A 23344-nucleotide genomic window follows, 5' to 3' on the forward strand; every position below is an offset into this window, starting at 1 on the left:
TGGATCAGATCCTTGGTAGATGACAGGGGGCAGATGTGTGGGGCAGGCACGGCGCTCGCAGTGTCCGCACCCGGCTGCCGCTGCAGCGCAGCGACCATTCTAGGAAGCGCCGGACGGCGGTGCCGTCACCGGGCTGTCACGCACACAACACCTAAAATGCCCGGGTTTCGCAATATCCACCAATCCGTTGAGAGGGAGCCCATGACCGATCTTTTCGACACCACTGCGCGCAGGGGTTTGCGCAGCGTCGCGCTGGCGCTCGCCCTGGCCGGCAGCCTGGGGCTGGCCTGCGGGCAGGAATCTGCCTACCCCGCCATGAGCGTGGACCACCATGTCCAGCCTCTGAACTCCCCTCGGGAATTTCTGGCATCTCGCAGCTTGGCCGCCCCTTCCGAGGTCACACCACTGCGCGTGGAACTGGGCGCTTGGAAGGAGTACCACGCCGCATCGGCCCCGCAGGACGGCGCCATGCAGGTGGGCGCGCAGCGACTGAGCACACAGACGGCCACGACCGACGCGCTGGCCTCGCAGTTGCAATGGCACTCCACGGCCTCGGGCGGCCTGGTGGCCGCTGTCAGCCTGCGTTCGGAAGGCGCCTACGGCATCCGCATGGGCGTCGAGATGCAGCAACTGCCAGGCAGTGCGCTGCTGCGCGTCTATGCGCGTGACCATCGTGCGGGCGCCTACGAGATCGCCGGCCAGCGCGTGCTGCAGGGTCTGCAGGCCAATCTGGAGGCGGGAGACAAAACCACCGATGGTCGCACCTGGTGGACGCCGGACACCGGCGGTGACGAGGTGACGCTGGAGATCGAACTGCCACCAGGCATTCCCGCCGACGCGCTGCGCATCGCCATCCCGCGCGTGATGCATATCCACGAGAACCTTTCGCTTCCGCTGGAAAGCGAAATGCAGTTCTCGGCCCAGCTCAACGAGTCCCTGTCCTGCAATCTGGACTCCACCTGCTACGACAACTACAGCACACAACGCAATGCCGTAGCACGCATGCTCTATGTGAAGAACGGTGCGGGCTATTTGTGCACGGGTACGCTGCTCAATGACAAGGCCGCTTCCGGCACTCCTTACTTCATTACGGCCAACCATTGCATCAGCAGCCAGACAGTGGCTTCCACCCTGGAAACCTCCTGGTTCTATCGCACGCCCTCCTGCAACAGTCGCACGTTGTCATCCGCAAACAGGGTGCTGCGAAACGGTGCCACCTTGCTCTATGCGACGGCGGACTACGATTCCACACTGCTGCGCCTCAACGATGCGCCCCCAGCCGGTGCAGTGTTTGCAGGCTGGACCAGCCAGACAGTGGCTGGTGGCACCAGCATGGTGGGCATCCACCATCCCCGAGGCGATCTGCAGAAAATCAGTTTCGGCACAGTCTCCAGATCAGTCTCATGCGAGCCTTCCAGCGAAGGGATGATGAAATGCGCCAATGTCAGCGGTGGCTTCAACCTGGTGAACTGGGATCAAGGGCTGACGCAAGGAGGCAGCAGCGGCTCGGGCATGTTCGTGGAAGGACGTTTGGCCGGGGTCCTCTATGGCGGCGACGACCAGACTTGCCCTGCCTCTGGCGGCATGTCCATCTATGGACGCTTCGATCTGCTGTTTCCCAATGTTCAGAAATGGCTTGCAGCAGACCCGATTACCGGCACCTCCCAGACACGTACCCCCGTCTATCGCTTCTTCAATCGAGTCACCGGTGCGCATTTCTACACAGCCAATGCACAAGAGCGCGATCAGGTGATTGCGACCTATCCGGCCTTCCAGTATGAAAACGTGGCCTTCTATGCATCCACCCAAATGCAACAAGGGCTGGATCCCGTATTCCGCTTCTTCAATAGAAATACAAGCGCGCATTTCTTCACCATCGACGCCTTCGAGCGCAACCAGGTGAAGATCTACTATCCCGGCTTCATCGATGAAGGCGTCGCCTGGTATGCCGCCACAACTGCAGTCAATGGAACAGTCCCCATATTCCGCTTCTTCAACGAGCAGACTGGTGCGCACTTCTACACCATCAACATTGCAGAGCGGGATCAGGTGATCACCAAGTATCCCTTCTTCAAATATGAGGGTGTGGGCTACTACGTCTGGAAAACCCAGTAAGCACGCGCACTGCACCGCAGTGCCTCCCCAAGAAGAAGGCCCCGCACTGCGGGGCCTTCTTCTTGGGACAACAGCCCTCACCCCACCAGCACCAGCCCAGGCGGCAGGCTATCCCCAAAGCTGCGCTTCGCATCCTGGGCGTCCATCTGCTGGACCTGTTCCACCAGGTCGATCCAGCGCTGCGGTGCACCGGCGCCGCGCAACCGCTCCAGCACCAGGGCGCGCTGGGCATCGGACAGGTCCAGCGCACGGTCGCCCGTCATGCGGGCCATCTGCACGGCAGCGAACATGGCGGTTTCATTGCGGCGCCAGTCCTGGGCCAGGGTGGCGTCCAGGAACTCCTGCGCAGCCTCGGGCGGCATCACGCGGTGGGCGTTGGCGGCCAGCGGCATGCGCGCGGCCAGGCGGCCTATGGCCCACCAGGTCTGCACGGATTCACCAGGGTGCTTCAGCCGCTGCAGCATCCACTGGCCCATTTCCTGGCGGTACTGCCAGGGCACGGCCTCCATGGCGGCGAACAGGCGCAGCATGTCGTCGTAGCTGCCATGGGCGGACTTGCCCTGGCTGCGCTGCGTGGACTGCTGCACGGCCTTTTGCATGTGGCCGGCAACCTCTTCCAGCAGTTCCATCTGCCGGGCCTCGTCCAGGCCCGCGGCCACGCGGCGCCAGAACACCCACCATTCGGTGCGGTTGGCCGCCTCGCCGCCATGGCCCAGGCCCTGGCCATGCAGTTGCCAGACCTGCTGCATGCGCCAGCCGTCCAGCTCGGCGCCCACGCCGGGGCGCAGGCACCAGCCTGCCAGGTTCAGCCAGACGCGCTCGTGCTCGGCCGTGCGGCGGCGGCGCCTGGAGCGGGCCAGCAAGGCGTCGAACAGTGCGCGCAGCAGCGGCAGGTCCCAGTCCTCGCGCGGGCCCAGCCGTCGCTCCAGCGACTGGCGCAGCTGGCGGACCTCCTTGGCCGTCACCTCCTGGGCCTGGCTGCCGAAGATGCGCTCGATCAGGGCCACGGCGTCGGCCAGCCGGCCCTGCCGGGCAGAACGATCGCCGGTGTCCTGCCCATCTGCGGCCAGCGCACCGCGCACGCTGAACGGCAGCAGCCACTGGCGCTGCGCATCGTCGGCGGCCACGCAGCGCACCTCCAGCGTGCCGACCTCGGTCATGCAGGCCTGCAGTTGCACCTCGACCTGGGCCTTGTCCCGGCCCTCGGGCGCAGGCAGCACGGTGGACAGGGCGGGCAGCTCGACCCAGCCTTCGCCGTCGAGCGCCGCGATGCGGCCGGCCTGCGCAGGCGCCGCCGCCAGGCTGTTGGCCACCAGGGAAAAGCGCACGGCCTGTCCCAGGCGCAGCGCAAAGCGCCGGCCGGAGAGCACGATGCGCACGCCCTCTTCCGTGCCGCGCGGCAGCAGGCAGATGCCCTGTGGTGCGGCACCCGCCTTCTCGGGCAGGACCAGCCAGTAGCTGCGCGGCGAGCCGCCGCCGATGCGCGGTACCGGGGCGGGCACAGTCCGGGCATCTTCCGATTCCGGCAGATCCTCAGACGGACGGCTCTGGACATGCATGGCCAGGCCATGCGCCGCTGCGCCGCGTGCCACGGCCCAGTCGGGATGCGGGTTGTGCAGCAGGCGCAGCGGCTGGCCGCGCCAGGCCTGCAGTTGCGCCACCAGCCGCTGGGCCAGCGCATGGGCGTGGAAGACGCCGCCGTTGAGCAGGACCGCATCGGGCAAATCCCCAGCCGCGTGCTGCGCGAGGAAATGCGCCAGGTGCCGTGTGATCGCCGCATCGGCCGGATAGGGAAGCCCCAGGCCGCGCAAGGCGCCCTGGCGCCGGGTGGGCAGATCCTGCAGGCCGGCCAGCGGCATGAAGCCTTCGACCACGGCCTCGCGCACCTCGTCGCGGCGCAGCGTGGCCGTGCGCGTCTGCGCCAGCAGCTTCGATCCGCCGCCCAGCAGGGTCACGGCCACGGACTCGGGCGCCTCGTTGGCCAGCAACTGTTCCTTGGCCGTGCGGCAGCGCTGCACCAGTTGGGCGAAGCGTGCGGCGGGCAGGCGCTCGCCGGGCGGGGCGAATTGCGGCTCCAGCCGATGGGCCAGCGCCAGGTCCATGTTGTCGCCGCCCAGCATCAGGTGCTCGCCCACGGCCGTGCGTGTCAGCACGGGCAGGCCTCCAGCGTCACCGGGCTGCACGCGGATCAGGGTCAGGTCGGTGGTGCCGCCGCCCACATCCACCACCAGCACCAGGCGGCAGTGCGCCAGCTCGGCCGCCAGGCGTTCGCCCTGCAGCACCAGCCAGTCGTGGAAGGCGGCCTTGGGTTCCTCCAGCAATTGCACCGCTGGCAGGCCGGCCAGCTGCGCGGCCTCCAGCGTCAGTGCGCGCGCGCCTTCGTCGAACGAGGCCGGCACGGTCAGCACGACCAGCTGGTCCCGCAGCGGCGCGCCGGGGTGGGCGCGGTCCCAGGCCTGGCGCACATGGTCCAGGTAGCTGGCCGAGGCCTGCAGCGGCGACAGCCGGGCCACCTCTTCGGGCGCGCCCCAGGGCAGGATGGCCCCCGTGCGGTCCACGCCCGCATGCGAGAGCCAGCTTTTGGCGCTGGCCACCAGGCGCGACGGCACGGCCGCGCCCAGATCACGCGCCCAGCGGCCATTGACGGCGGGCGCTTGCGCATCGGCGCCCAGAGCAGTCCAAGGCTGCTGCCAGGCATCGCCCAGCTCGCCGGGCGCCGCCTGGTAGCGCGCCGAGGGCAGCAGCACCTGGGCGGCGACCTCGCTGGCCGAGACGCGCTGCGCCACGGGCAGCAAGGCGATGTCGGCCGCCGTGCCGCCCACGGGCACATGCGCCACCACGGTGTGGCTGGTGCCAAGGTCGATGCCCACGATGTGGGCTGCACCGGACGCGGGAGCGGGGGCGGAAGATTCGGAGGCGGCGGTATCAGGCATATCGGCAGTCAATACATGGCACGGTGCGCGGCCCGGACCGGGCCTGCCGCCGGGGCGGGCTACGCTACATCGGCCCGCACGTCGAACTCCACCTTCCAGCGTTCTTCGCCACCCACGGGCACGGCGTTGAGTTCCAGCGTGCCGATGTCGGTCACGCGTGCATGCAGGGTGACGGGCACGATCTCGCCGGGCGCACGGCCTTCGGCGGGCAGGTGGGCCTCGATCTCCTGCAGCTCGACCAGTTCCTCGGGTCCCCAGAAGTCCAGCACGGTGCCGACCTGGTCGGCGCGGCGCACGGAGGAGCCGAAAAAGCGCAGGCGCACGGGCTCGCCCACGACCAGGCCGAATTCCTGCGTGTCCAGCGCCACCTCGGTGCCCTCTTCCATGCCGAAGGGCGCCAGGCACAGGGCCGAGATGGGCGGCTCCATGCCGGGGATGGCGGGCATGTTGCTTTCCACGCCCACGTAATAGCTCTGCGCCGTGCCGCCACGGATGCGCACGCCACGGCCCGCAGCCGCCACATGGCCGAAGTAGGCGGCGCCGCGCGCCACGGCCAGATCGAGGTTGGCGCCGTCCAGCAGGCGCGCGGGTTGCGCGCCCTCGCCGGCCAGCCAGCCGTTGACGACTTCCAGGATGCGCTGCTCGATCTGCGGCGCCTTGAGCACGCCGCCATTGAACAGGATGGCCGAGGGATGCAGGAAGGACGCGCCCTCGGGCTGCGTGCCCTTGAGGCCTTCGATCTGCTCGGTGGCGCCGGCCTGGCGCGAGAGGAAGGCCGCCAGGTGGCGCGTGACGGCCGCGTCCTGCGCATACGGCAGGCCCAGCTGGGTCAGCGCGGCGCGCGCGCGGGTTTGGGGCTTGTCGGAGACGGCTGCGCGCGGGAAGAAGCCTTCCACCAGCATCTGCAGCACCTCGTCACGCGTGACCTCGGTGCGGATGCTGCCGCCGATGAGCTTGCTGCCCCGGCTGGGCACGACCACGGGCACGGACTGCAGCGAGGCGTCGGCCAGCAACTGCTCCTTGGCCTGGCGGCAGCCATGGGCCAGGGCGCGGGTCTGCCAGGCGTCGAGCTGTTTGCCCTCCTGGGCCAGCTTGCGCGCCACGCCATAGGCCAGGGCCAGGTCCATGTTGTCGCCGCCCAGCAGGATGTGCTCGCCCACGGCCACGCGCTGCAGCTCCAGGCCGCCGTCCTTTTCCAGCACGGCGATCAGCGACAGGTCGGTGGTGCCGCCGCCCACGTCCACGACGAGGATGATCTCGCCGCTTTGCACCTGCTTGCGCCACTGGCCGCCGCTGGCCTGGATCCAGCTGTACAGCGCAGCCTGGGGTTCCTCCAGCAGCGTGAGCTTCTGGAAGCCCGCGGCGCGGCAGGCCTCGGCCGTCAGCTCGCGCGCGGCCGGGTCGAACGATGCGGGAATGGTCACTGTCACATCCTGGGCGTCGAACGGCGCCTCGGGATGGGCCTGCTCCCAGGCCCAGCGCAGGTGCGACAGGTAGCGGATGGAGGCGGTCAGGGGCGAGACGCGGTGCACCTCTTCGGGCGCATCGGCCGGCAGCAGGGGCGAGCGGCGGTCCACGCCCGGATGGCACAGCCAGCTCTTGGCGCTGGAGACCAGCCGGATCGGCGTGGCCGCGCCGCGCGATCGCGCGAACTCGCCCACCACGAAGTCCTGGCTGGCGCCCCAGGGCAGGGCCATGTCGGCCGCAGTCAGCTCGCTTTCATGCGGCAGGTAGAGGAATGACGGCAGCAGCGGGCGCGCCTCCACGCTGGAGGGGCCGGTGAGCTGGGGAATGTCCAGCACGCCCTGCTCCACCTTCTCGCCATCGCTGGCCTGGCGGTCCACATAGGAGAGCGCGCAATGCGTGGTGCCCAGGTCGATGCCGATGCTGAAACGGGCCTGGGAGGATTGACGGGACTGGTCCATGCTCACAGCTCCACCTCGGCCTGGGCCACGATGGCGGCGGCCTTGTGATCGGTGAGCTGGGGCAGGCGGACATCGTCCACGCGCCAGCCGCGGTGGCCCAGCGTGCCCGTGAAGGGTGCCTGGCCGACCACGTTGCCCGTCAGGCGCACGGCGGCGGCATCAAAGCCTGCGGCCAGCGTGACGCGGCTGCCTTCGGCCTCGGCACGCACGGGGGCGATGCTGAAATGCTCGCGCAGCACCTTGCGGCAGCCTTCGTGCACCACGCGCGCAGCGGCGCCGATCTCGGCGTCGGCGTAGCCGGCCACGTCTTCCTGCACGAAGTCCACGAAGCGCGCCTCGCGCTGCAGCAGGCCCAGCAGTTGCAGGGCGGCGGTGCCAGCGGGTGCGGCCGGCTCCACGATGGTCTTTTCGACGATCTTCTCGACCGGCACCTCGACACGCTTTTCAACCACTTTCTCGACCACCTTTTCGACAGGCACCTCGACACGGACCTCGACGATCCGGTCCACGGGCACCTCCACGCGCACCTCCTTGGGTGCGGGCGGCGGCACGTCGGCGGCCAGCGGCTCGCCGTCGCGCAGGCGGGACACATCGGCGGCCAGGCGGCCGTTGCCGAGGATGGCGAAGAAACTGCCGATCGCGATGGCGATGCGGCTCAGGAACGAGGGGGGAGTCTTGGAATTCATGGGCTTCTCTTGGCGAGAGGACCCTGCCGGGCCGATCGCCGCGCAGCAGGGCAACCGGGCGCCGATGGTCCTCCACCGGGCGCCCGCAGGGTCCGTGATGTTACCCAAAGCAACGAAGCCCCGTCCTGTACACGGCCCCATGCCCCCGTGCGCAAATGGCCTCGCGGCATAATCGCGGCTGCTCCTGCCCCTGTCCATGGCCCATACACGCCTTTTCCGCCACGCCCCGACCCGCTGCACCGCCTTGCGCGCGCAGCGGCCGCAGCGCGTGCACGGCGTGCCCACGGCCTTCATCAGCCTGTGCGGCTTCACGGCCCTGCTTTCCGCCGCCGTGCGGAAAGCCTGAGGTCCACCCCCAGCTTCCCGCACGGCCCCCGCAGCGAATCCCGCATGCGAAGCGCATGCCAGGAGCTGCCGGCCCACGCCCCGCATCTCCCTGGCCTGCACGCCTTTTCGGCCGCGCCGCCGCATGGCGCAGCCGCCTTGACCTCGGAGCCGATGATGGACATGGAACTCTCCCAAAACTTTCTGCGTGCCAAAAGCCCCTGCGCGGCGGGCTTTCGCTGGTTCGTGCGCAACCGCCATGACGGCAACGACTACCAGCGCGTGCTCGACGCCCTGGTGGGCGATGGCCGCATCGAGGACGCGCGCTGGCTCATGAACCAGTTCGGCCCCACCGACGCCGTGCTGGAGGTCGATCACCTGGAGGCCGATGCCCTGGTGTTCGCGGGCAGCGTCGTCGTGCATGGCGAGCTGCGCGTGCCCGGCCTGCTGGCCGTGGGCCGCACGCTGCAGGCCGGCGCCGGCATCCACGCCGGCCGCATCGAGGCCGGCCAGGACCTGCACAGCGGCGGCGCCATCTTCTGCAGCGGCCCGCTGCAGGCCGGCGGCCTGGTCAAGGCCGCCTGGAGCGTGGACGTGCACGAGGAACTGCGCGCCGAGGACGTGCGCGCGGGCTGGGAGCTGCGCTGCGGCGCCGACCTGCGCCTGGGCGGAGGGGCACAGGCCGGCCAGGACATCGAGGTGCAGGGCGCCATCCGCTGCGGCAAGGGCTTGCGCGCGGGCGGCAGCATCCGCGCCAGCGGCCTGATCGAGCTGGGCCACGGCCTGTACGCTGGCGCCGACGTGGAAGGCGGCAGCCACATCGAGGTGGACTGGGGCATGCGTGCGCTGGGCGACATCCGCGCGGCCTGCAGCATCCGCGCGGGCGAGACCCTGCATGCCGAAGGCGAGATCGCGGCCGGCCCCGGCTATGGCATCTATGCGGGCATGAACGTGCAGCAGGATGCCTGGCCGTCCTGTGCCTGGGTGCATGCGGCGCAGCGCCCGCCGGCACTGCTCAGCGGGTGGTGGGAGGAAGCCGCAGCACCGGCCTGATGCCCGCAGGGACACGCCGGCCTGCGCCCCCGCAGCGCAGCGCCGCGATGCAAAATACCCGCTTCGCCGCCGACCGGGCGGCTCCAAGGAATCCCACATCGTGTTCACCGGCATCATCCAGGCCGTGGCAAGCATTGCCGCGCTGCGCGACCAGAACGGCCTGCGCACCTTCACCCTCGACTTTCCCGAAGGCTTCTGCCAGGACCTGGCCATCGGCGCCAGCGTCTCCACCGACGGCGTGTGCCTGACGGTGACCGAGATCCTCTCGCCCACGCGCGCCACCTTCGACGTGATGCTGCAAAGCCTGAACATCACCACGCTGGGCGGCTATGCCGTGGGCGGGCGCGTCAATGTGGAGCGCGCGGCAAAGGATGGCGCCGAGATCGGCGGCCACCCGCTGTCGGGCCATGTGGATTTCACCTCGCCCGTGCTGGAAGTGGCCTCCAGCGACACCAACCACCGCATCCGCTTCGGCATTCCGGAGGGCTTTCGGCACTACGTGTTCGCCAAGGGCTACATCGCCATCAACGGCGCCAGCCTCACGGTGTCCGAGGTGGACCGCCAGGCGGGCTGGTTCGAGGTCTGGCTGATCCCCGAGACGCGCCGCATGACCGTGTTCGAGTCCAAGGGCGTGGGCGACCTGCTCAATGTGGAGATCGACCGCAGCACCCAGGTCGTGGTGGACACGGTGCGCGAGACCGTGCAGCAAAGCCTGGGCCGCCTGCAGCCCGTGCTCGAGGCCCTGCTGAAAGAAAAGGGCCTGAGCCTGGACGACTTCATAGACGTCCCCAAGCTGCCCGGCTGACTGCCTTCGTCGTTCAACGCCCCGCCGCCAACGGCGGACTGAAGCGCCGCAGGCGCAGCGCGTTGCTGAGCACGAAGACGCTGGACAGCGCCATGGCCCCGGCCGCGAACACGGGCGACAGCAGCGTGCCGTTGACGGGGTACAGCAGGCCCGCGGCCACGGGGATCAGGGCCACGTTGTAGGCAAAGGCCCAGAACAGGTTCTGGCGGATATTGGCCATGGTGGCCTTGGACAGCGCGATCGCATTGGGTACGCCACCCAGGTCGCCTGACATCAGCACCACGTCGGCCGCCTCGATGGCGATGTCCGTGCCCGTGCCGATGGCCAGGCCCACATCGGCCTCGGCCAGGGCCGGCGCGTCGTTGATGCCGTCGCCCACATAGGCCAGCGTGCCGTGCTCGGCCTTCAGGCGCTTGACGGCATCGACCTTGCCGCCGGGCAGCACCTCGGCCACCACCTCGTCGATGCCCAGCTGCCGCGCAATGGCCTCGGCCGTGCGGCGGTTGTCGCCGGTGATCATGGCCACCTTCAGGCCCAAGGCGTGCAGCGCGGCAATGGCGGCCGGCGTGCTGTCCTTGATGGGATCGGCCACGGCGATCATGGCGGCCAGGCGGCCGTCCACGGCGGCATACAGAGGCGTTTTGCCTTCGTCGCCCAGGCGCGCGGCCTCGTCTGCCAGCGTGTCCACCTGCAGGCCCAATTCGCGCATGAAGCGGTCGGCACCGATCTCCACGCGCACGCCCTCCACCTGGGCGCGCACGCCAAAGCCCGTGACCGATTCAAAGCGATCAACAGCACCCAGCGGCAGATCCTCGGCCTTGGCAGCATCCACGATGGCGCGCGCAATCGGGTGCTCGGAGCGGTCTTCCACGGCCGCCACCAGCGCCAGCACGCGGCTGCGCTCGCCCTCGAAGCCCGGGGCCAGCACCAGGTCGGTCAGCTCGGGGCGGCCGCGCGTCAGCGTGCCGGTCTTGTCCACGGCCACCACGCGGGCGTCCTTGAGGGTCTGCAGGGCCTCGCCCTTGCGCAGCAGCACGCCCATCTGAGCGGCCCGGCCCGTACCCACCATGATGGAGGTGGGCGTGGCCAGGCCCATGGCGCAGGGGCAGGCGATGATGAGCACGGCCACGGCATTGACCAGCGCAAAGCTCAGTGCGGGCGACGGCCCCCAGGCCAGCCATGCGCCGAAGGTCAGCAGGGCCACGGCCATCACGGCCGGCACGAACCACATGGTGACCTGGTCCACCAGCGCCTGTATGGGCAGCTTGGAGCCCTGGGCCTGCTCGACCATGCGGATGATCTGCGCCAGCAGCGTGTCCGCGCCCACCTTGGTGGCGCGAAAGGCCAGTGCGCCGTTCTGGTTCACCGTGCCGCCGACCAGTTCGGCTCCCGGGGTTTTCTCGACCGGCACGGGCTCTCCGCTGATCATGGATTCATCGACGAAGCTGCTGCCCTCGATGACCTCGCCATCGACGGGAATGCGCTCGCCGGGCCGCACCTCGATGGTGTCGCCCGCACGCACGGCGGCGATGTCCACTTCCTGCACGGCGCCGTCCTTGCGCACGCGCGCCGTCTTGGCCTGCAGTCGCACCAGGCGGCGGATGGCCTCCGAGGTATTGCCCTTGGCGCGCGCCTCCATGAAGCGGCCCAGCAGGATCAGCGCCACGATCACGGCCGCCGCCTCGTAATACACATTCACCGTGCCGGCCGGCAGCCACTGCGGCACGAAGGTGGCCACCAGCGAATAGGCAAAGGCCGCCGAGGTGCCAACGGCCACCAGCGAATTCATGTCGGGCGCGCCGCGCAGCAGCGCGGGAATGCCCTTCTGGAAGAAGCGCAGGCCCGGCCCGAACAGCACGATGGCCGACAGCAGGCACTGCAGGTACCAGCTGTTCTGGGTGCCGATGGCCTGCCCCACCCAGTGGTGGAAGGCCGGCACCATGTGGCCGCCCATCTCCAGCACGAACACCGGCAGCGCGAACACCGTGGCCACGATCAGCGAGCGCTTGAGCGACGCACGCTCGCGCGCCTGGCGCTGCTCCGTGCCGTCTTCAGCCGGCGACTGCGCAGCGCCGCCTTCACTGGCCGGGTTCGCGCTGGCGCCCAGCGGACGCGCTTCGTACCCGGCCTTGTGCACAGCTGCCACAAGGGCCGCCACATCTGCACTGCCAGCCAGCGTCACCAATGCACGTTCGGTGGCCAGGTTCACGCTGGCCGATTGCACGCCCTCCACCTTTTTCAGCGCCCGCTCCACGCGGCCTACGCAGGAGGCGCAGGTCATGCCCTCCACCTCCAACTCCACGCTGGACTGGGGCACTTCGTAGCCGGCCTTCTCGATGGCGGAAATGGCGGCCGGTAGATCGGCCGCGCCCTCGAAACGGATGCTGGCCTTTTCGGTGGCCAGGTTGACCACGGCTTCCTGCACGCCCGGCAGCTTCTTGAGCGCGCGTTCCACACGCCCCACGCAGGAGGCGCAGGTCATGCCCTGAACGGGCAGGTCTATGGCCATGCCGGCCTTGGTCGATGCATTCATTGCCTGACTCCTTTGTTCTCGCATGGAGGCACTTTAGAGATTGCCACCATGTCAAGGTCAAGCCCCCTGCAAGGCGATTTCATCGCCGTGTCATCAGCCTTGCCCAGCATCGGCGGCCGTGACAAACCGATACAGAGAGAACCCGTTCATGTCCTTGACCTCCCATCGCCCCGCCCTGCGCCCGCTGGCCGTGGCCCTGGCAGCCTCCGCCCTGATCGCCGGTTGCGGCGGCTCCGGCAACGACACGCCCGCAGGCCAGCCGCTGGAGCTGCGCATTCTGCACATCAACGATCACCACTCCACGCTGGAGTCCAAGAGCAAGACCCTGCAGCTGGACGCCGGCACGGGCAAGGCCGAAGCCGTGGCCGTGGACGCCGCAGGCTTTGCGCGCGTGACCCAGGCCATCGAGGAGCTGGCCGCGCAGTCGCCCAACGTGCTCAAGCTGCACGCCGGCGACGCGCTCACCGGCACGCTGTACTTCAACCGTGCAGGCGCCGACGGCGAGGCCGATGCCGCCCTCATGAACACCGTCTGCTTTGACGCCTTCACGCTGGGCAACCACGAGTTCGACAAGGGCGACAGCGGCCTCAAGTCCTTCCTGGACCGCCTGCGCGCCGGCACCTGCAAGACGCCCGTGCTCAGCGCCAACGTGCGCTTTGGCGCCAACTCGGCCCTGAACGCGGCCAAGGCGCCCGGCTATGTGAACCCCTCCACCGTGGTGGAGCGCGGCGGCCAGAAGATCGGCATCGTCGGCCTGACCATTGCGGGCAAGACCAAGGCATCGTCCAGCCCCGATGCCGACACCACCTTCGAGGACGAAGCCACGGCGGCCCAGCGCGAAATCGACGCGCTGCGCGCCAAGGGCATCAACAAGATCATCGTCATGAGCCATGTGGGCTATGAGTACGACCGCCAGATCGTGCCCAAGCTCAGCGGCGTGGACGTGGTCGTGGGCGGCGACTCGCACACCCTGCTCGGCCCCGACGTGCTCAACACCACGGGCGTGGGCACACCGGGCGGCGCCTACCCCACGCGCCTGGCCGACAAGGACGGCAGCCCCGTCTGCGTGGTCCAGGCCTGGGAGTACGCCCAGGTCGTCGGCGACCTCAAGGTCCAGTTCGACGCCGACGGCCGCGTCACCCAGTGCACGGGCACGCCCCATGTGCTCATCGGCGACAGCTTCACCATCGCCGGCAAGGCCGCCACCGATGCGCAAAAGACCGCGCTCAAGGCCAGCGCCGCCGCCACCGGCGTGCTGCGCGTGACCACGCCCTCGGCCAAGGCCACCGCCGCGCTGCAGCCCTTCAAGGACAAGGTCGCCCAGTTCAACCTCAAGCAGGTCGCCACCGTGCCCCAGGAACTGTGCTCGCGCCGCGTGCCCGGCGGCGTCGGCACCATGAACTACAGCCAGTCCAGCGCCGCCTGCAATGCCGAAGGCAGCGTCAGCGTGCGCGGCGGCGACATCCAGCAGCTCGTGGCCCAGGCCTACCTGGAAGAAGCCAACCGCCACTACGGCGGCGCCGACATCACCCTGCAAAGCGGCGGCGGCGTGCGCATCCCGCTGCTGGGTCAGACCACGGCCGCCCAGGTCATCCAGGTCCTGCCCTTCGGCAACAAGCTGTTCCGCCTGGATATCACCGGCACGGAAGTCAAGGGCATGCTCGAAGACGGCCTGCAGGCCGTCTACGGCCCCAGCGGCACGACCGGCCCCTACCCCTACACGGGCGGCCTGCGCTTTGACGTGAATGCGGCAGCGGCGGCCGGCCAGCGCGTGTCGGGCATCGAGGTGTATGACAACGCGAGCAAGACGTGGAAGCCGCTGGATGCGGCGCGCACGTACAAGCTGTTCGTGCTGAGCTTCAATGCCACGGGCGGCGATGGCTACAAGACGCTGGCGGCCGTGCCTGATGCGCGCCGTCTGGACATTGGCGTGCTCGATTCCGATGTGTTCTTCAACTACATCGAGAGGCAGCCGGTGGATGCGGTGTCTGGTCTGCCGCTGCTGTCGCGGCTGCCGGCGGATCTGTACAGCACGCGTAGTTTTCAGGGTGGGCGCTGATTAGTTCACGCTCTTTTTTGAGACCCTGCCGGGGGGGTGTTTTTCGAGGCCGGGTCTCGGCCCGGCGGCCGACCACCTTTCTTGATCGCCAAGAAAGGTGGCCAAAGAAGGCGACCCCGAATGTCCGCGACCCTTCGCTTCGCTGCGGGCAACCTGCGTCGTGGCGGTTGCGGGGTTCGCTGCGGAACTCGCTTTGCGCTTCGCGCGCCGCTCAGACAACCGCAGCGAGTCAGATCACGAAGCAGTCCTGTCCTTCGGCAGGACTGCAACCCCGCAACCACCACGCCGCAGGCGCTGACATACGGGGAGGTGGTGCGGGCCTTCGCTTCGCTCGGCCCCCGTTTGAAGCCGAGCGGATCGATAGCGCCGGCTGTTGGCTGTTGGCTGTTGGCTGTTGGCTACCCCCAGCCTCCCCCCTTCTGCCCACGCCTGCGTTGGGCGGGATGCGGGGTGGCAAGCCTGCCGAAGGACAGGCTTGCTTCGTCATCTGACTTGCCGCAGTTGTTTGAGCGGCGCGCGAAGCGCAAAGCGAGTTCTGCGGCACACCCCGCATCCCGCCCAACGCAGGTCGCCCGCAGCGAAGCGAAGGGTCGTGGGCAGTTCGGGGCGCGCTTCTTTGCCCACTTTCTTATCGCGCGATAAGAAAGTGGGTCGCCTGCCGGGGCGAGACCCGGCCTCTGCCGCAAAAGGCACAACAGAATCAAAAACAGGTCAACCAAAAATCACCCAATCCGAGCAATCACAGCCCCCAACACCTGCGCCTTCCCCGCCTCAGCCACCAACGCAACCACCCCGCTGCGATGCGCAGTCACCTGCATCTCCATCTTCATGGCCTCCATGACGGCAATCACATCGCCCTCCTGAACGGTATCGCCATCGGCCACCTTCCACGCATGCAGATTGCCTGCAATGGGTGAGGTGACGGCAGCAGGGTCCACGGCAGATTCGGCAGCCGGCGCGGCAGCCACACCGCCGCCAGCCGATGCCAGCCCCTGCAGCAGCATCGCAGGCAGGCCCAGCGACACCCGTCGCCCGTCGATCTCGACCGCGCAGCGCACCAGGCTGGCGTCGGGCAGCGGCTCGGCACGCACGGCGGCGGCCAGGGGTTCGGCGAAGTCGGATTCGATCCAGCGCGTGTGGACCTTGAAGCCGTCGTTGCCCACGAAGTCGGCATGGCCAATGACGGCGCGGTGGAAGGGCAGGACGGAGGACAGGCCTTCGATGCGGAACTCGGCCAGCGCGCGGCGTGCGCGGGCCAGGGCCTGTTCGCGCGTGGCGCCGCTGACGATGAGCTTGGCCATCAGCGAGTCGAAGCTGCCGGGCACGACCGAGCCGGTCTGCACGCCCGTGTCCAGGCGCACGCCGGGGCCCGAGGGCGGGTCGAACCGCACCACGGGGCCGGGCGTGGGCAGGAAGCCCCGGCCCACGTCTTCGGCGTTGATGCGAAATTCGATGGAGTGGCCCAGCGGCGCCGGGGTTTCGGTGATGGACAGCGGCAGGCCGTCGGCCACGCGCAGCTGCTCGATCACCAGGTCCACGCCCGTGGTCTGCTCGGTCACCGGGTGCTCGACCTGCAGGCGCGTGTTGACTTCGAGGAAGGAGATGGCGCCCGTCTGGCTCAGCAGGAATTCCACCGTGCCCGCGCTGACGTAGCCGGCCGCCGCGCAGATGTCGCGTGCGGAGCTGTGGATGCGGGCGCGCTGCTCGTCGCTGAGGAAGGGCGCCGGGGCCTCTTCCACCAGCTTCTGGTTGCGCCGCTGCAGCGAGCAGTCGCGCGTGCCCAGCACGACCACGTTGCCGTGGGTGTCGGCCAGCACCTGGGCCTCGATATGGCGGGGGCGGTCCAGGAATTGCTCGACGAAGCATTCGCCGCGGCCGAAGGCGGTGACGGCCTCGCGCACGGCCGAGTGAAAGAGTTCCTCGACCTCGTCCATGCGCCACGCGATCTTCATGCCGCGCCCGCCGCCGCCGAAGGCGGCCTTGATGATGATGGGCAGGCCGTGCTGCTGGGCAAAGGCCAGCACTTCGCCGGCATCCTTGACGGGGTCGGGCGTGCCGGCCACCAGGGGAGCGCCGACCTGCAGGGCGATCTTGCGCGCCTCGACCTTGTCGCCCAGCTTGGCGATGGTCTCGGGCGTGGGGCCGATCCAGCGCAGGCCCGCATCCAGCACGGCGCGCGCAAAGGCTTCGCTTTCGGACAGGAAGCCGTAGCCGGGGTGCACGGCGTCGGCGCCGCTCTTGTGCGCGATGGCGATGAGCTTGGCGATGTTCAGGTAGGTGTCGGCCGGGCGCTCGCCGTCCAGGCCATAGGCCTCGTCGGCCATGCGCACGTGCAGGGCGTCGATGTCGGCATCGGCGTAGACGGCCACGGATTTCACGCCGTAGTCGGCGCAGGCGCGGGCGATGCGGACGGCGATCTCGCCACGGTTGGCAATCAGGACTTTTTTCATGATCAGCTTCTTTCAGTTGCGGGCAGGCGCCACCGGGCGCTCCCCGCGTTCAGTTCTTGGAGCCTTGCGCGCCGGGGGTGTATTCCTCGAAGGCGCGGATGGGGTTGAAGCGGATCCAGGCGCCCACGGGAATCTGGCCGGCCAGATCCAGGTGGTGCGGCGCCACGCAGCCGATGACGGGATAGCCGCCCGTCAGCGGATGGTCGGCCAGGAACAGCACGGGCTGGCCGCTGGGGGGCACCTGGATGGCGCCCAGCGGCGTGCCTTCGCTGGGCAGCTCGCCGGCCACGGCGCGCGCCAGGGGCTGCTCGCCGGCCACGCGCAGGCCCACGCGGTTGGACTGCGGCGTGACCTGCCAGCGCTGCGCGGCCAGCAGGGCCACGGCCTCGGGCGTGAACCAGTCGGTGCGCGGGCCCAGCTCCACGTCCAGCACCACGTCCTGCCCGGTGGTGGGCAGGGATTCGGGCGGCAGCTCGGGTGCGGCCACGGCCTTGCGGTCCGCAGGCCGAACGGGCAGGACCTGGCCCACGGCCAGGGCGGCTGGGCCGACATTCGCCAGGGTGTCGGTGCAGGCGCTGCCCAGCACGGGCGTGACGGCGAAGCCGCCGCGCACGGCCACATAGCAGCGCGCGCCGGCCACGGGCTGGCCCACGGTCAGCTGGTCGCCATCGGCCAGGGCCACGGCCTGGTAGCGCGGCACGCTCCAGCGCTGGCCGGATCCGGTGGTCACGGTCAGGGGCGCATCGGCGCCCGTGATGGCGACCACGGTCTCGCCCTGGCTTTGCAGCGACAGGCCACCGCCCACGGTCTCCAGCACGGCCAGGTCGCTGGCATTGCCGACCAGGCGGTTGGCGGCCTTGAAGGCTGCCTGGTCCATGGCGCCCGAGGCCGAGACGCCCTGCCCGGCCTGGCCCAGGCGGCCCCGGTCCTGGAACAGCGTCATCAGGCCCGTGGCCTTGACGCGCAGCGCGTTGCCTTCATGCGGCGCGGCCTGTGCCACGGCGGGCGCGGGCGCCTCATCCACCTGGGCCATGCCGGCCGCATCGGCAAAGCGCACGCGGTAGCCGGGCTGCAGCAGCGCAGGCAGCTCGCGCGCCAGGTCCCACATGCGGGCCGAGGTGCGGCCTATCAGTTGCCAGCCGCCCGGGCTGGCCTGGGGATAGACGGCGCTGAACGTGCCGCCCAGCGCCACGGAGCCGGCCGGCACGCGCGTGCGCGGCGTGGTGCGGCGCGGCACGTTGAAGATCGGATCGCCCCCGCTGAGGTAGGCAAAGCCGGGCGCGAAGCCCGTGAAGGCCACGGCGTACTCGCTGCCCGTGTGGCGGCGCACGACTTCCTCGGGCGTGATGCCCAGCAGCTGCGCCACATCGGCCAGGTCCTCGCCGTCGTAGTGCACGGGAATCTCGACCAGCACATTGCTGCGCTCGGCCCGCTGGCCCAGGTCGCGCGCGGCAATGCGGCGCACCAGCTCGGCCACGCCCAGCCTGGCGGGAGCGAACTGCACGAGCACGGTGCGCGCGGCCGGCACCAGCTCCTGCACGCCATCGATGGGCTCGCGCTGCAGCGAGCCCAGCAGGGCCAGGGTTTCATCCAGATCGGCCAGCTCCACCATCAGGGCCTGCCGGTTGACGGGTAGAAAACGCATGGTGTGCCCTCAGCCCACGAAGGAGGAAATGCGCACGCCCTCCTGCTCGAAACGTTCGCGCAGGTGGCGTGCAATGGCCACGGCACCGGGGCTGTCGCCGTGCACGCAGATGGAGTCGGCGGCAATGCGCACCAGGCTGCCATCGACGGCCTCGACCACGCCGTCGCGCACCAGGGACAGCATGCGCGCGGCGATCTGGTCCACATCGTGCAGCACGGCGCCCGGATCGCGGCGCGAGACCAGGGTGCCCTCGGGCGTGTAGCCACGGTCGGCAAAGGCCTCGGCCACCACGGTCAGGCCCGCATCGCGCGCCCAGTCGATCAGCGGCGAGCCGGCCAGCGCCACCAGCACCAGGCTGGGGTCGATGGCGCGCATGGCCGTGATCACGTCGGTGGCCTGGCGCCTGTCGTGGGCAATGGTGTTGTAGAGCGCGCCGTGCGGCTTGACGTAGCGCACCTCGGTGCCGGCCACGCGGGCCAGGCCCTGCAGCGCACCGATCTGGTAGATGACGCCGGCCACCAGGTCGGCGCTGGCCACATCCATGTTGCGCCGGCCGAAGCCGACGAGGTCGGGATAGGACACATGGGCGCCCACCATGGCGCCGCGCTCGCGGGCGGCCTTGAGCGTCTCCAGGATGCCTGCCGGGTCGCCGGCATGGAATCCGCAGGCCACGTTGGCGCTGCTGACGATGTCGAGCATGGCGGCGTCGTCGCCCATGCGCCATCCGCCCAGGCTTTCGCCAAGATCACTGTTCAGGTCAATTTTCATCGTTCTCTCCTCGCCGGACTCGGTGCACAGGCTCTCAGTGCAGCTGGCCGGCGTTTTCCTTCAGATCCTGGGTCACGGTCAGGGCCGTGCGAATGGTCTCGCGCACGGCAGCCACCTGGTCGGCCAGGCACATGCTGGGCATGCCCGGCTTGCGCGCTGCCTGCTCGGGCAGGGCCGGCACGTGGATGAAGCCGCCACGCGCGCCCGGCGCCGCCTTGCCCTGGGCCAGCCAGTGCATGAGCGCGAAAAACACGTGGTTGCAGACAAAGGTGCCCGCCGTGTTGGACACGGAAGACGGAATGCCGCGCGCGCGCAGGTTGTGCACCACGGCCTTGATGGGCAGCGTGGAAAAGTACGCGGCGGGCGCGCCCGGGATCACCACCTGGTCCACGGGCTGGCGCGCCGCATGGTCGGGAATGCGGGCGTCGTCGATATTGATGGCCACGCGCTCGGGCGTGAACTCGCTGCGGCCGCCGGCCAGGCCCAGGCTGATGACCAGCACCGGCTGCAACTGCGCCAGCGCCTCCTGCAGCTGGCGCAGCGACTCGCCGAACACGCAGCGCAGCTGCAGGCCGTGGACGATGGCGCCGGCCACGGTCTCGCCATGCAGGGCACGCGCCACTTCCCACGAGGGATTGACAGGGTCCTGCTCGAACGGCTCGAAGCCGGTCACCAGGATGCGCGGGGAAGTGGAATCGGTCATGGCAACAGTCCGTCCTTTAACGGAACATCAGGAAGTACAGCAGGAAGACATTGGCGGTCAGCAGGGCCAGGGCCGTGGGCACCTGGGCTCGGATCACGGCATTCTTGTCGATCTCCAGCAGCGCGGCGGGCACCAGGTTGAAGTTGGCCGCCATGGGCGTCAGCAGGGTGCCGCAGTAGCCCGAGAGCATGCCGATGGCCGCCATCACGGCCGGGTCGCCATGGTAGACGCCGACCAGGATAGGCACGCCCACGCCGCCCGTCATCACCGGGAAGGCCGCGAAGCCATTGCCCATCACCACCGTGAACAGCGCCATGCCCAGCACGTAGACGGCCACGGCCACGAAGCGGATGTCCATGTTGATATAGGTGGTGGTCACATAGGCCACGGCCTTGCCCACGCCGGCGTCCGAGAACACCAGGCCCAGCATGCCCAGCATCTGGGGCAGGACCAGGGCCCAGCCCAGCGCATCGGTCAGGCGGCGCGATTCGCGCATGCCCTGGGCGGGCGTCTCGCGGGTCAGCCAGCAGGCCAGGCCCAGCGCCAGCACGCAGCCCACGCCCAGGCTCACCAGCGTGGTGGCCTTGGGGTCCAGCAGGGGCGTGCCGCCGAAGACCAGGTGCGAGGCGCTGAGCGTGCCGATCATGGTGATCAGCGGGATCGCCAGGGCCGGCACGAACAGCTTGTTGCCCAGGCGCTTGGCGCTGGCCAGGTATTCGGCATCGCTGCGCGGCGCATGGCGGCCACTGCCTACGCCGCCGAAGCCGGCGATCAGGGCCATGGCCACGGCGATCACGCCCACGATCACGGGCGACAGTTCATTGCCCACCAGGAAGACGGCTGCATACAGCGCCCAGAACAGGCCGCTGGACCAGCGCTTGGGGTTGCTGGCATCGCGCAGCGTCATCACGGCCGTGACGGCCAGGACGAAGCCGACCAGGTAGTACAGGTGTTGGATGGTCAGCGTCATTTCAGGCTCCCTTGGCTTGGGTGGCGTTGGCGTTGGCTGCGTCGGCCTCGACACCGGCCTTGTACTGGGCCAGTTCGCGCTCCAGCATGCGGTCCAGGCGGCGCAGGCGCCAGGCATGGATCACGAAGGCGCAGATGGCCGTGGGAATGCCCCACAGCGCGACGTGGATGGGCTCGACCTCGATGCCGGCTTCCTTCAGGAAGGTGGTCATCAGCACGATGGCGCCGAAGGCCACGAAGATGTCCTCGCCGAAGAACAGGCCCACGTTGTCCGTGGCGGCCGAGTAGGCGCGCAGCTTGTCGCGCACCTTGGCGGGCAGGATGCCGAAGCGCGACTGGGTCGCACCTTCGGCCATGGGCGCCAGCAGCGGGCGCACCATCTGCGGATGCCCGCCCAGGCTGGTCAGGCCCACGGCGGCCGTCAGCTGGCGTGCGGCCAGGTAGACGATGAGCAGGCGGCCTGCGGTGGCCGACTTGATGGAGCTGATCCAGTTCTGCGCGTGCTGGCGCAGGCCATGGCGCTCCAGCAGGCCGATCACGGCCAGCGGCAGCAGGATGATCAGCGGCAGGTTGCGCGTCTTGATGAAGCCCGTGCCAATGGTGGCCAGCACCTTGTCGACGGGGAAGCCCGCCGCCAGTGCCGTGCCGATGGCCGTGACGATCACGACCAGCATGGGATTGAAGCGCAGCACGAAGCCCGCAACGATGATGGCCACTCCGATAAGCGGCCAGAGATTGACGTCAGTCAGCATGTTGATTCCCCCTTCACACCCCGGTGCGGAGCGACCGTCAAGCCGCCCCGCAGGCCCAACCCGGTGGCGTGGAGTGCGCAGCCAACCTGGTTTTGTTCAACAAAACAAAGAATTTGTCTTACAGAAACGAATTGTGAATAAGACAATCAGCGCATGCTGATAGTACAAACCCGCATATCGTTGCCCAAGGATTGAGCAAGCGCGAGGTTTTCAAATGTCAAAAACTATCGGATATTGAACATCCATAGAAGGCATTAACACAACAATGCCCCTGCCCCGGTATCGCCTGTGACGAGGCCGCCTCCTACAATGGGCCGCCCTCCCGGCCTGCGGCGCACGCGTGGCAGTCGGCGTGAATGGCACCTTCCTGCTCCCATCCCTTTTGTCCGAGCTCTGAATCCATGCAACGCCGTCAACTTGTTTCCCTGCTTCCCCGTGCTGCATCCATCGCAGCGGTTCCCGCGCTGGCGCCGGCCTTCGTGCGCAATGCCTTCGCCGATGAGGCAGGCCTGTCCGCCAAGACCATCACCATCGGCTGCTCGGCCGCCATGAGCGGCCCGCTGGCCGGGTTCGGCACCGACATCAAGCTGGGCACGGAAGCGGCCATGGCGCAGATCAACGCGCGTGGCGGCATCCAGGGCCGCACGCTGCAGTTGCAGATGGTTGACGACGGCTACGTGCCCCAGCGCACGGCCGACAACGTGCGGCAGATGCTCTCCAAGGGCACGGCCTTTGCCCTGCTGTCCTGCGTGGGCACGCCCAACAACGCCGCCGTCATCCCGCTGATCGAGGAAGCCGGCGTTCCCTATGTGGCGCCCTTCACGGGCGCCTCGTCGCTGCGCAAGGCATCGCGCAACGTCTTCCATGTGCGCGCCAGCTACACCACCGAGGTCCGCCGCCTGGTCCAGCGCCTTGCGGGCATGGGGCTCAAGGGCATTGGCATCGTCTACCTGGACAACGCCTACGGCCGCGAAATGCTGGAGGACGCCACGCACGCCCTGGAGGCCGAGAAGATGGCTCCCGCCGTGCAGGCGGCCATCGCCACCGATGGCAAGAATCTGGCCGATGTGTTGAACAAAGTGGAAGCGGCCCACCCCTCGGCCGTGCTGCTGGCCACGGCTGGCACGGTGTCGGTCGATCTGGTGCGCGGCCTGCGCAAGAGCGCGCCCGGCGTGCTGCTCACCGGCCTGAGCGTGACCCTGCCCAACGACAGCCTCAAGCCGCTGGGCGAGGACGCCCGGGGCATTGCCCTGACCATGGTCGTTCCCGCGCCGCACCAGGCCAAGCTGCAGGTGGTGCGCGACTACCAGGCCGCCATGCGCGCCCACGGGCAGCAGGAGTTCTCGCTGGGCACGCTGGAAGCCTATGTGAACACACGCGTGCTGGCCGAAGGCCTGGAACGCGCAGGCCGCGACCCCAGCCAGGCCAGGCTGCGCTCGGCGCTGGCCGGCATCCGCAACTGGGACATGGGCGGCTTCGTCATCGACTACAGCGGCCAGGCGCCCCATGTCGGCTCCAGCTTCATCGACCTGGGCGTGCTGGGCAATGCGGGGCGCTTCATCGGTTGATGAAGGCGGGTGGCTTGCGGGCCAGGCCGCTGGCGGATCGGCCCATCGTTTCTTCC

Annotated in this window: 16 protein-coding genes; 6 read left to right on the plus strand and 10 right to left on the minus strand. The window is 69.0% G+C overall.

Annotation, left to right across the window (positions count from 1 at the left end):
* Positions 1 to 201 precede the first annotated feature (201 nt).
* Positions 202 to 2115: a trypsin-like peptidase domain-containing protein gene (locus DACI_RS28905; RefSeq protein ID WP_043782916.1), complete on the plus strand. Its 1914-nt coding sequence runs from the start codon at positions 202 to 204 to the stop codon at positions 2113 to 2115.
* Between the two features lie 77 nt (positions 2116 to 2192).
* On the opposite strand, the gene DACI_RS28910 is transcribed toward DACI_RS28905, so the two are convergent.
* The 3 genes from DACI_RS28910 to DACI_RS28920 are packed head-to-tail and all read right to left on the minus strand — an operon-like array spanning position 2193 to position 7659.
* A complete protein-coding gene (locus tag DACI_RS28910) occupies positions 2193 to 5048 on the minus strand; it encodes an Hsp70 family protein (protein WP_012207516.1) in 2856 nt (951 codons plus the stop codon).
* Between the two features lie 59 nt (positions 5049 to 5107).
* A complete protein-coding gene (locus DACI_RS28915; RefSeq protein ID WP_012207517.1) occupies positions 5108 to 6973 on the minus strand; it encodes an Hsp70 family protein in 1866 nt (621 codons plus the stop codon).
* Between the two features lie 2 nt (positions 6974 to 6975).
* Positions 6976 to 7659 carry a DUF2760 domain-containing protein gene (locus tag DACI_RS28920; RefSeq protein ID WP_043782922.1) on the minus strand — a complete coding sequence of 228 codons (684 nt, stop codon included), beginning with the start codon at positions 7657 to 7659 and terminating at the stop codon, positions 6976 to 6978.
* A 196-nt stretch (positions 7660 to 7855) separates the two neighbouring features.
* Here DACI_RS28920 and DACI_RS32430 point away from each other — a divergent pair, with 196 nt between their 5' ends.
* From DACI_RS32430 to DACI_RS28930, 3 genes are all read left to right on the plus strand, one after another.
* A complete protein-coding gene (locus DACI_RS32430; protein ID WP_013800628.1) occupies positions 7856 to 8005 on the plus strand; it encodes a hypothetical protein in 150 nt (49 codons plus the stop codon).
* 155 nt (positions 8006 to 8160) lie between these two features.
* A complete protein-coding gene (locus DACI_RS28925; protein WP_012207519.1) occupies positions 8161 to 9036 on the plus strand; it encodes a hypothetical protein in 876 nt (291 codons plus the stop codon).
* Positions 9037 to 9136: 100 nt separating this feature from the next.
* Positions 9137 to 9841, plus strand: a complete 705-nt coding sequence (locus DACI_RS28930; RefSeq protein WP_012207520.1) for a riboflavin synthase — start codon at positions 9137 to 9139, stop codon at positions 9839 to 9841.
* 13 nt (positions 9842 to 9854) lie between these two features.
* Here the strand turns inward: DACI_RS28930 and DACI_RS28935 are convergent, their stop codons facing one another.
* A complete protein-coding gene (locus DACI_RS28935; protein ID WP_012207521.1) occupies positions 9855 to 12374 on the minus strand; it encodes a heavy metal translocating P-type ATPase in 2520 nt (839 codons plus the stop codon).
* Positions 12375 to 12522: 148 nt separating this feature from the next.
* Between DACI_RS28935 and DACI_RS28940 the strand changes: the two genes are divergently transcribed.
* Positions 12523 to 14433, plus strand: a complete 1911-nt coding sequence (locus tag DACI_RS28940; RefSeq protein WP_043782927.1) for a bifunctional metallophosphatase/5'-nucleotidase — start codon at positions 12523 to 12525, stop codon at positions 14431 to 14433.
* 722 nt (positions 14434 to 15155) lie between these two features.
* Here the strand turns inward: DACI_RS28940 and DACI_RS28945 are convergent.
* Genes DACI_RS28945 through DACI_RS28970 form a run of 6 tightly spaced genes read right to left on the minus strand, consistent with a single transcriptional unit; the run spans position 15156 to position 21720 of the window.
* On the minus strand, positions 15156 to 16883 hold the full coding sequence (locus DACI_RS28945) for an acetyl/propionyl/methylcrotonyl-CoA carboxylase subunit alpha (protein WP_012207523.1): 1728 nt from the start codon (positions 16881 to 16883) through the stop codon (positions 15156 to 15158).
* Between the two features lie 49 nt (positions 16884 to 16932).
* On the minus strand, positions 16933 to 18528 hold the full coding sequence (locus tag DACI_RS28950; protein ID WP_012207524.1) for a 5-oxoprolinase subunit B/C family protein: 1596 nt from the start codon (positions 18526 to 18528) through the stop codon (positions 16933 to 16935).
* A gap of 9 nt (positions 18529 to 18537) precedes the next feature.
* Entirely contained in the window at positions 18538 to 19296 is a 759-nt protein-coding gene (locus tag DACI_RS28955) for a LamB/YcsF family protein (RefSeq protein ID WP_012207525.1), read from the minus strand.
* Positions 19297 to 19330: 34 nt separating this feature from the next.
* The gene (gene pcp, locus DACI_RS28960) at positions 19331 to 19999 is read right to left on the minus strand and encodes a pyroglutamyl-peptidase I (RefSeq protein WP_012207526.1); all 669 of its coding nucleotides are present in this window, start codon (positions 19997 to 19999) and stop codon (positions 19331 to 19333) included.
* Positions 20000 to 20015: 16 nt separating this feature from the next.
* Positions 20016 to 20969: a DUF979 domain-containing protein gene (locus tag DACI_RS28965; protein ID WP_012207527.1), complete on the minus strand. Its 954-nt coding sequence runs from the start codon at positions 20967 to 20969 to the stop codon at positions 20016 to 20018.
* A gap of 1 nt (position 20970) precedes the next feature.
* Positions 20971 to 21720 (minus strand): DUF969 domain-containing protein, encoded by a 750-nt coding sequence (locus DACI_RS28970; protein WP_012207528.1) that lies wholly within the window; start codon positions 21718 to 21720, stop codon positions 20971 to 20973.
* 401 nt (positions 21721 to 22121) lie between these two features.
* Here DACI_RS28970 and DACI_RS28975 point away from each other — a divergent pair, with 401 nt between their 5' ends.
* On the plus strand, positions 22122 to 23288 hold the full coding sequence (locus tag DACI_RS28975) for an ABC transporter substrate-binding protein (protein WP_043782931.1): 1167 nt from the start codon (positions 22122 to 22124) through the stop codon (positions 23286 to 23288).
* Positions 23289 to 23344: the final 56 nt, after the last annotated feature.

The sequence above is a fragment of the Delftia acidovorans SPH-1 genome, from assembly GCF_000018665.1.
GTDB lineage: Bacteria > Pseudomonadota > Gammaproteobacteria > Burkholderiales > Burkholderiaceae_C > Comamonas > Comamonas acidovorans.

Excerpts from the sequence above, each read along its gene's own strand:
- DACI_RS28970 (WP_012207528.1), bottom strand. The coding sequence starts at position 21,720 with ATGCTGACTGACGTCAATCTCTGGCCGCTTATCGGAGTGGCCATCATC.
- DACI_RS28910 (WP_012207516.1), bottom strand. The coding sequence starts at position 5,048 with ATGCCTGATACCGCCGCCTCCGAATCTTCCGCCCCCGCTCCCGCGTCC.
- pcp (WP_012207526.1), bottom strand. The coding sequence starts at position 19,999 with ATGACCGATTCCACTTCCCCGCGCATCCTGGTGACCGGCTTCGAGCCG.
- DACI_RS28955 (WP_012207525.1), bottom strand. The coding sequence starts at position 19,296 with ATGAAAATTGACCTGAACAGTGATCTTGGCGAAAGCCTGGGCGGATGG.
- DACI_RS28915 (WP_012207517.1), bottom strand. The coding sequence starts at position 6,973 with ATGGACCAGTCCCGTCAATCCTCCCAGGCCCGTTTCAGCATCGGCATC.
- DACI_RS28975 (WP_043782931.1), top strand. The coding sequence starts at position 22,122 with ATGCAACGCCGTCAACTTGTTTCCCTGCTTCCCCGTGCTGCATCCATC.
- DACI_RS28950 (WP_012207524.1), bottom strand. The coding sequence starts at position 18,528 with ATGCGTTTTCTACCCGTCAACCGGCAGGCCCTGATGGTGGAGCTGGCC.
- DACI_RS28925 (WP_012207519.1), top strand. The coding sequence starts at position 8,161 with ATGGACATGGAACTCTCCCAAAACTTTCTGCGTGCCAAAAGCCCCTGC.
- DACI_RS28920 (WP_043782922.1), bottom strand. The coding sequence starts at position 7,659 with ATGAATTCCAAGACTCCCCCCTCGTTCCTGAGCCGCATCGCCATCGCG.
- DACI_RS28935 (WP_012207521.1), bottom strand. The coding sequence starts at position 12,374 with ATGAATGCATCGACCAAGGCCGGCATGGCCATAGACCTGCCCGTTCAG.
- DACI_RS28940 (WP_043782927.1), top strand. The coding sequence starts at position 12,523 with ATGTCCTTGACCTCCCATCGCCCCGCCCTGCGCCCGCTGGCCGTGGCC.
- DACI_RS32430 (WP_013800628.1), top strand. The coding sequence starts at position 7,856 with ATGGCCCATACACGCCTTTTCCGCCACGCCCCGACCCGCTGCACCGCC.
- DACI_RS28965 (WP_012207527.1), bottom strand. The coding sequence starts at position 20,969 with ATGACGCTGACCATCCAACACCTGTACTACCTGGTCGGCTTCGTCCTG.
- DACI_RS28905 (WP_043782916.1), top strand. The coding sequence starts at position 202 with ATGACCGATCTTTTCGACACCACTGCGCGCAGGGGTTTGCGCAGCGTC.
- DACI_RS28945 (WP_012207523.1), bottom strand. The coding sequence starts at position 16,883 with ATGAAAAAAGTCCTGATTGCCAACCGTGGCGAGATCGCCGTCCGCATC.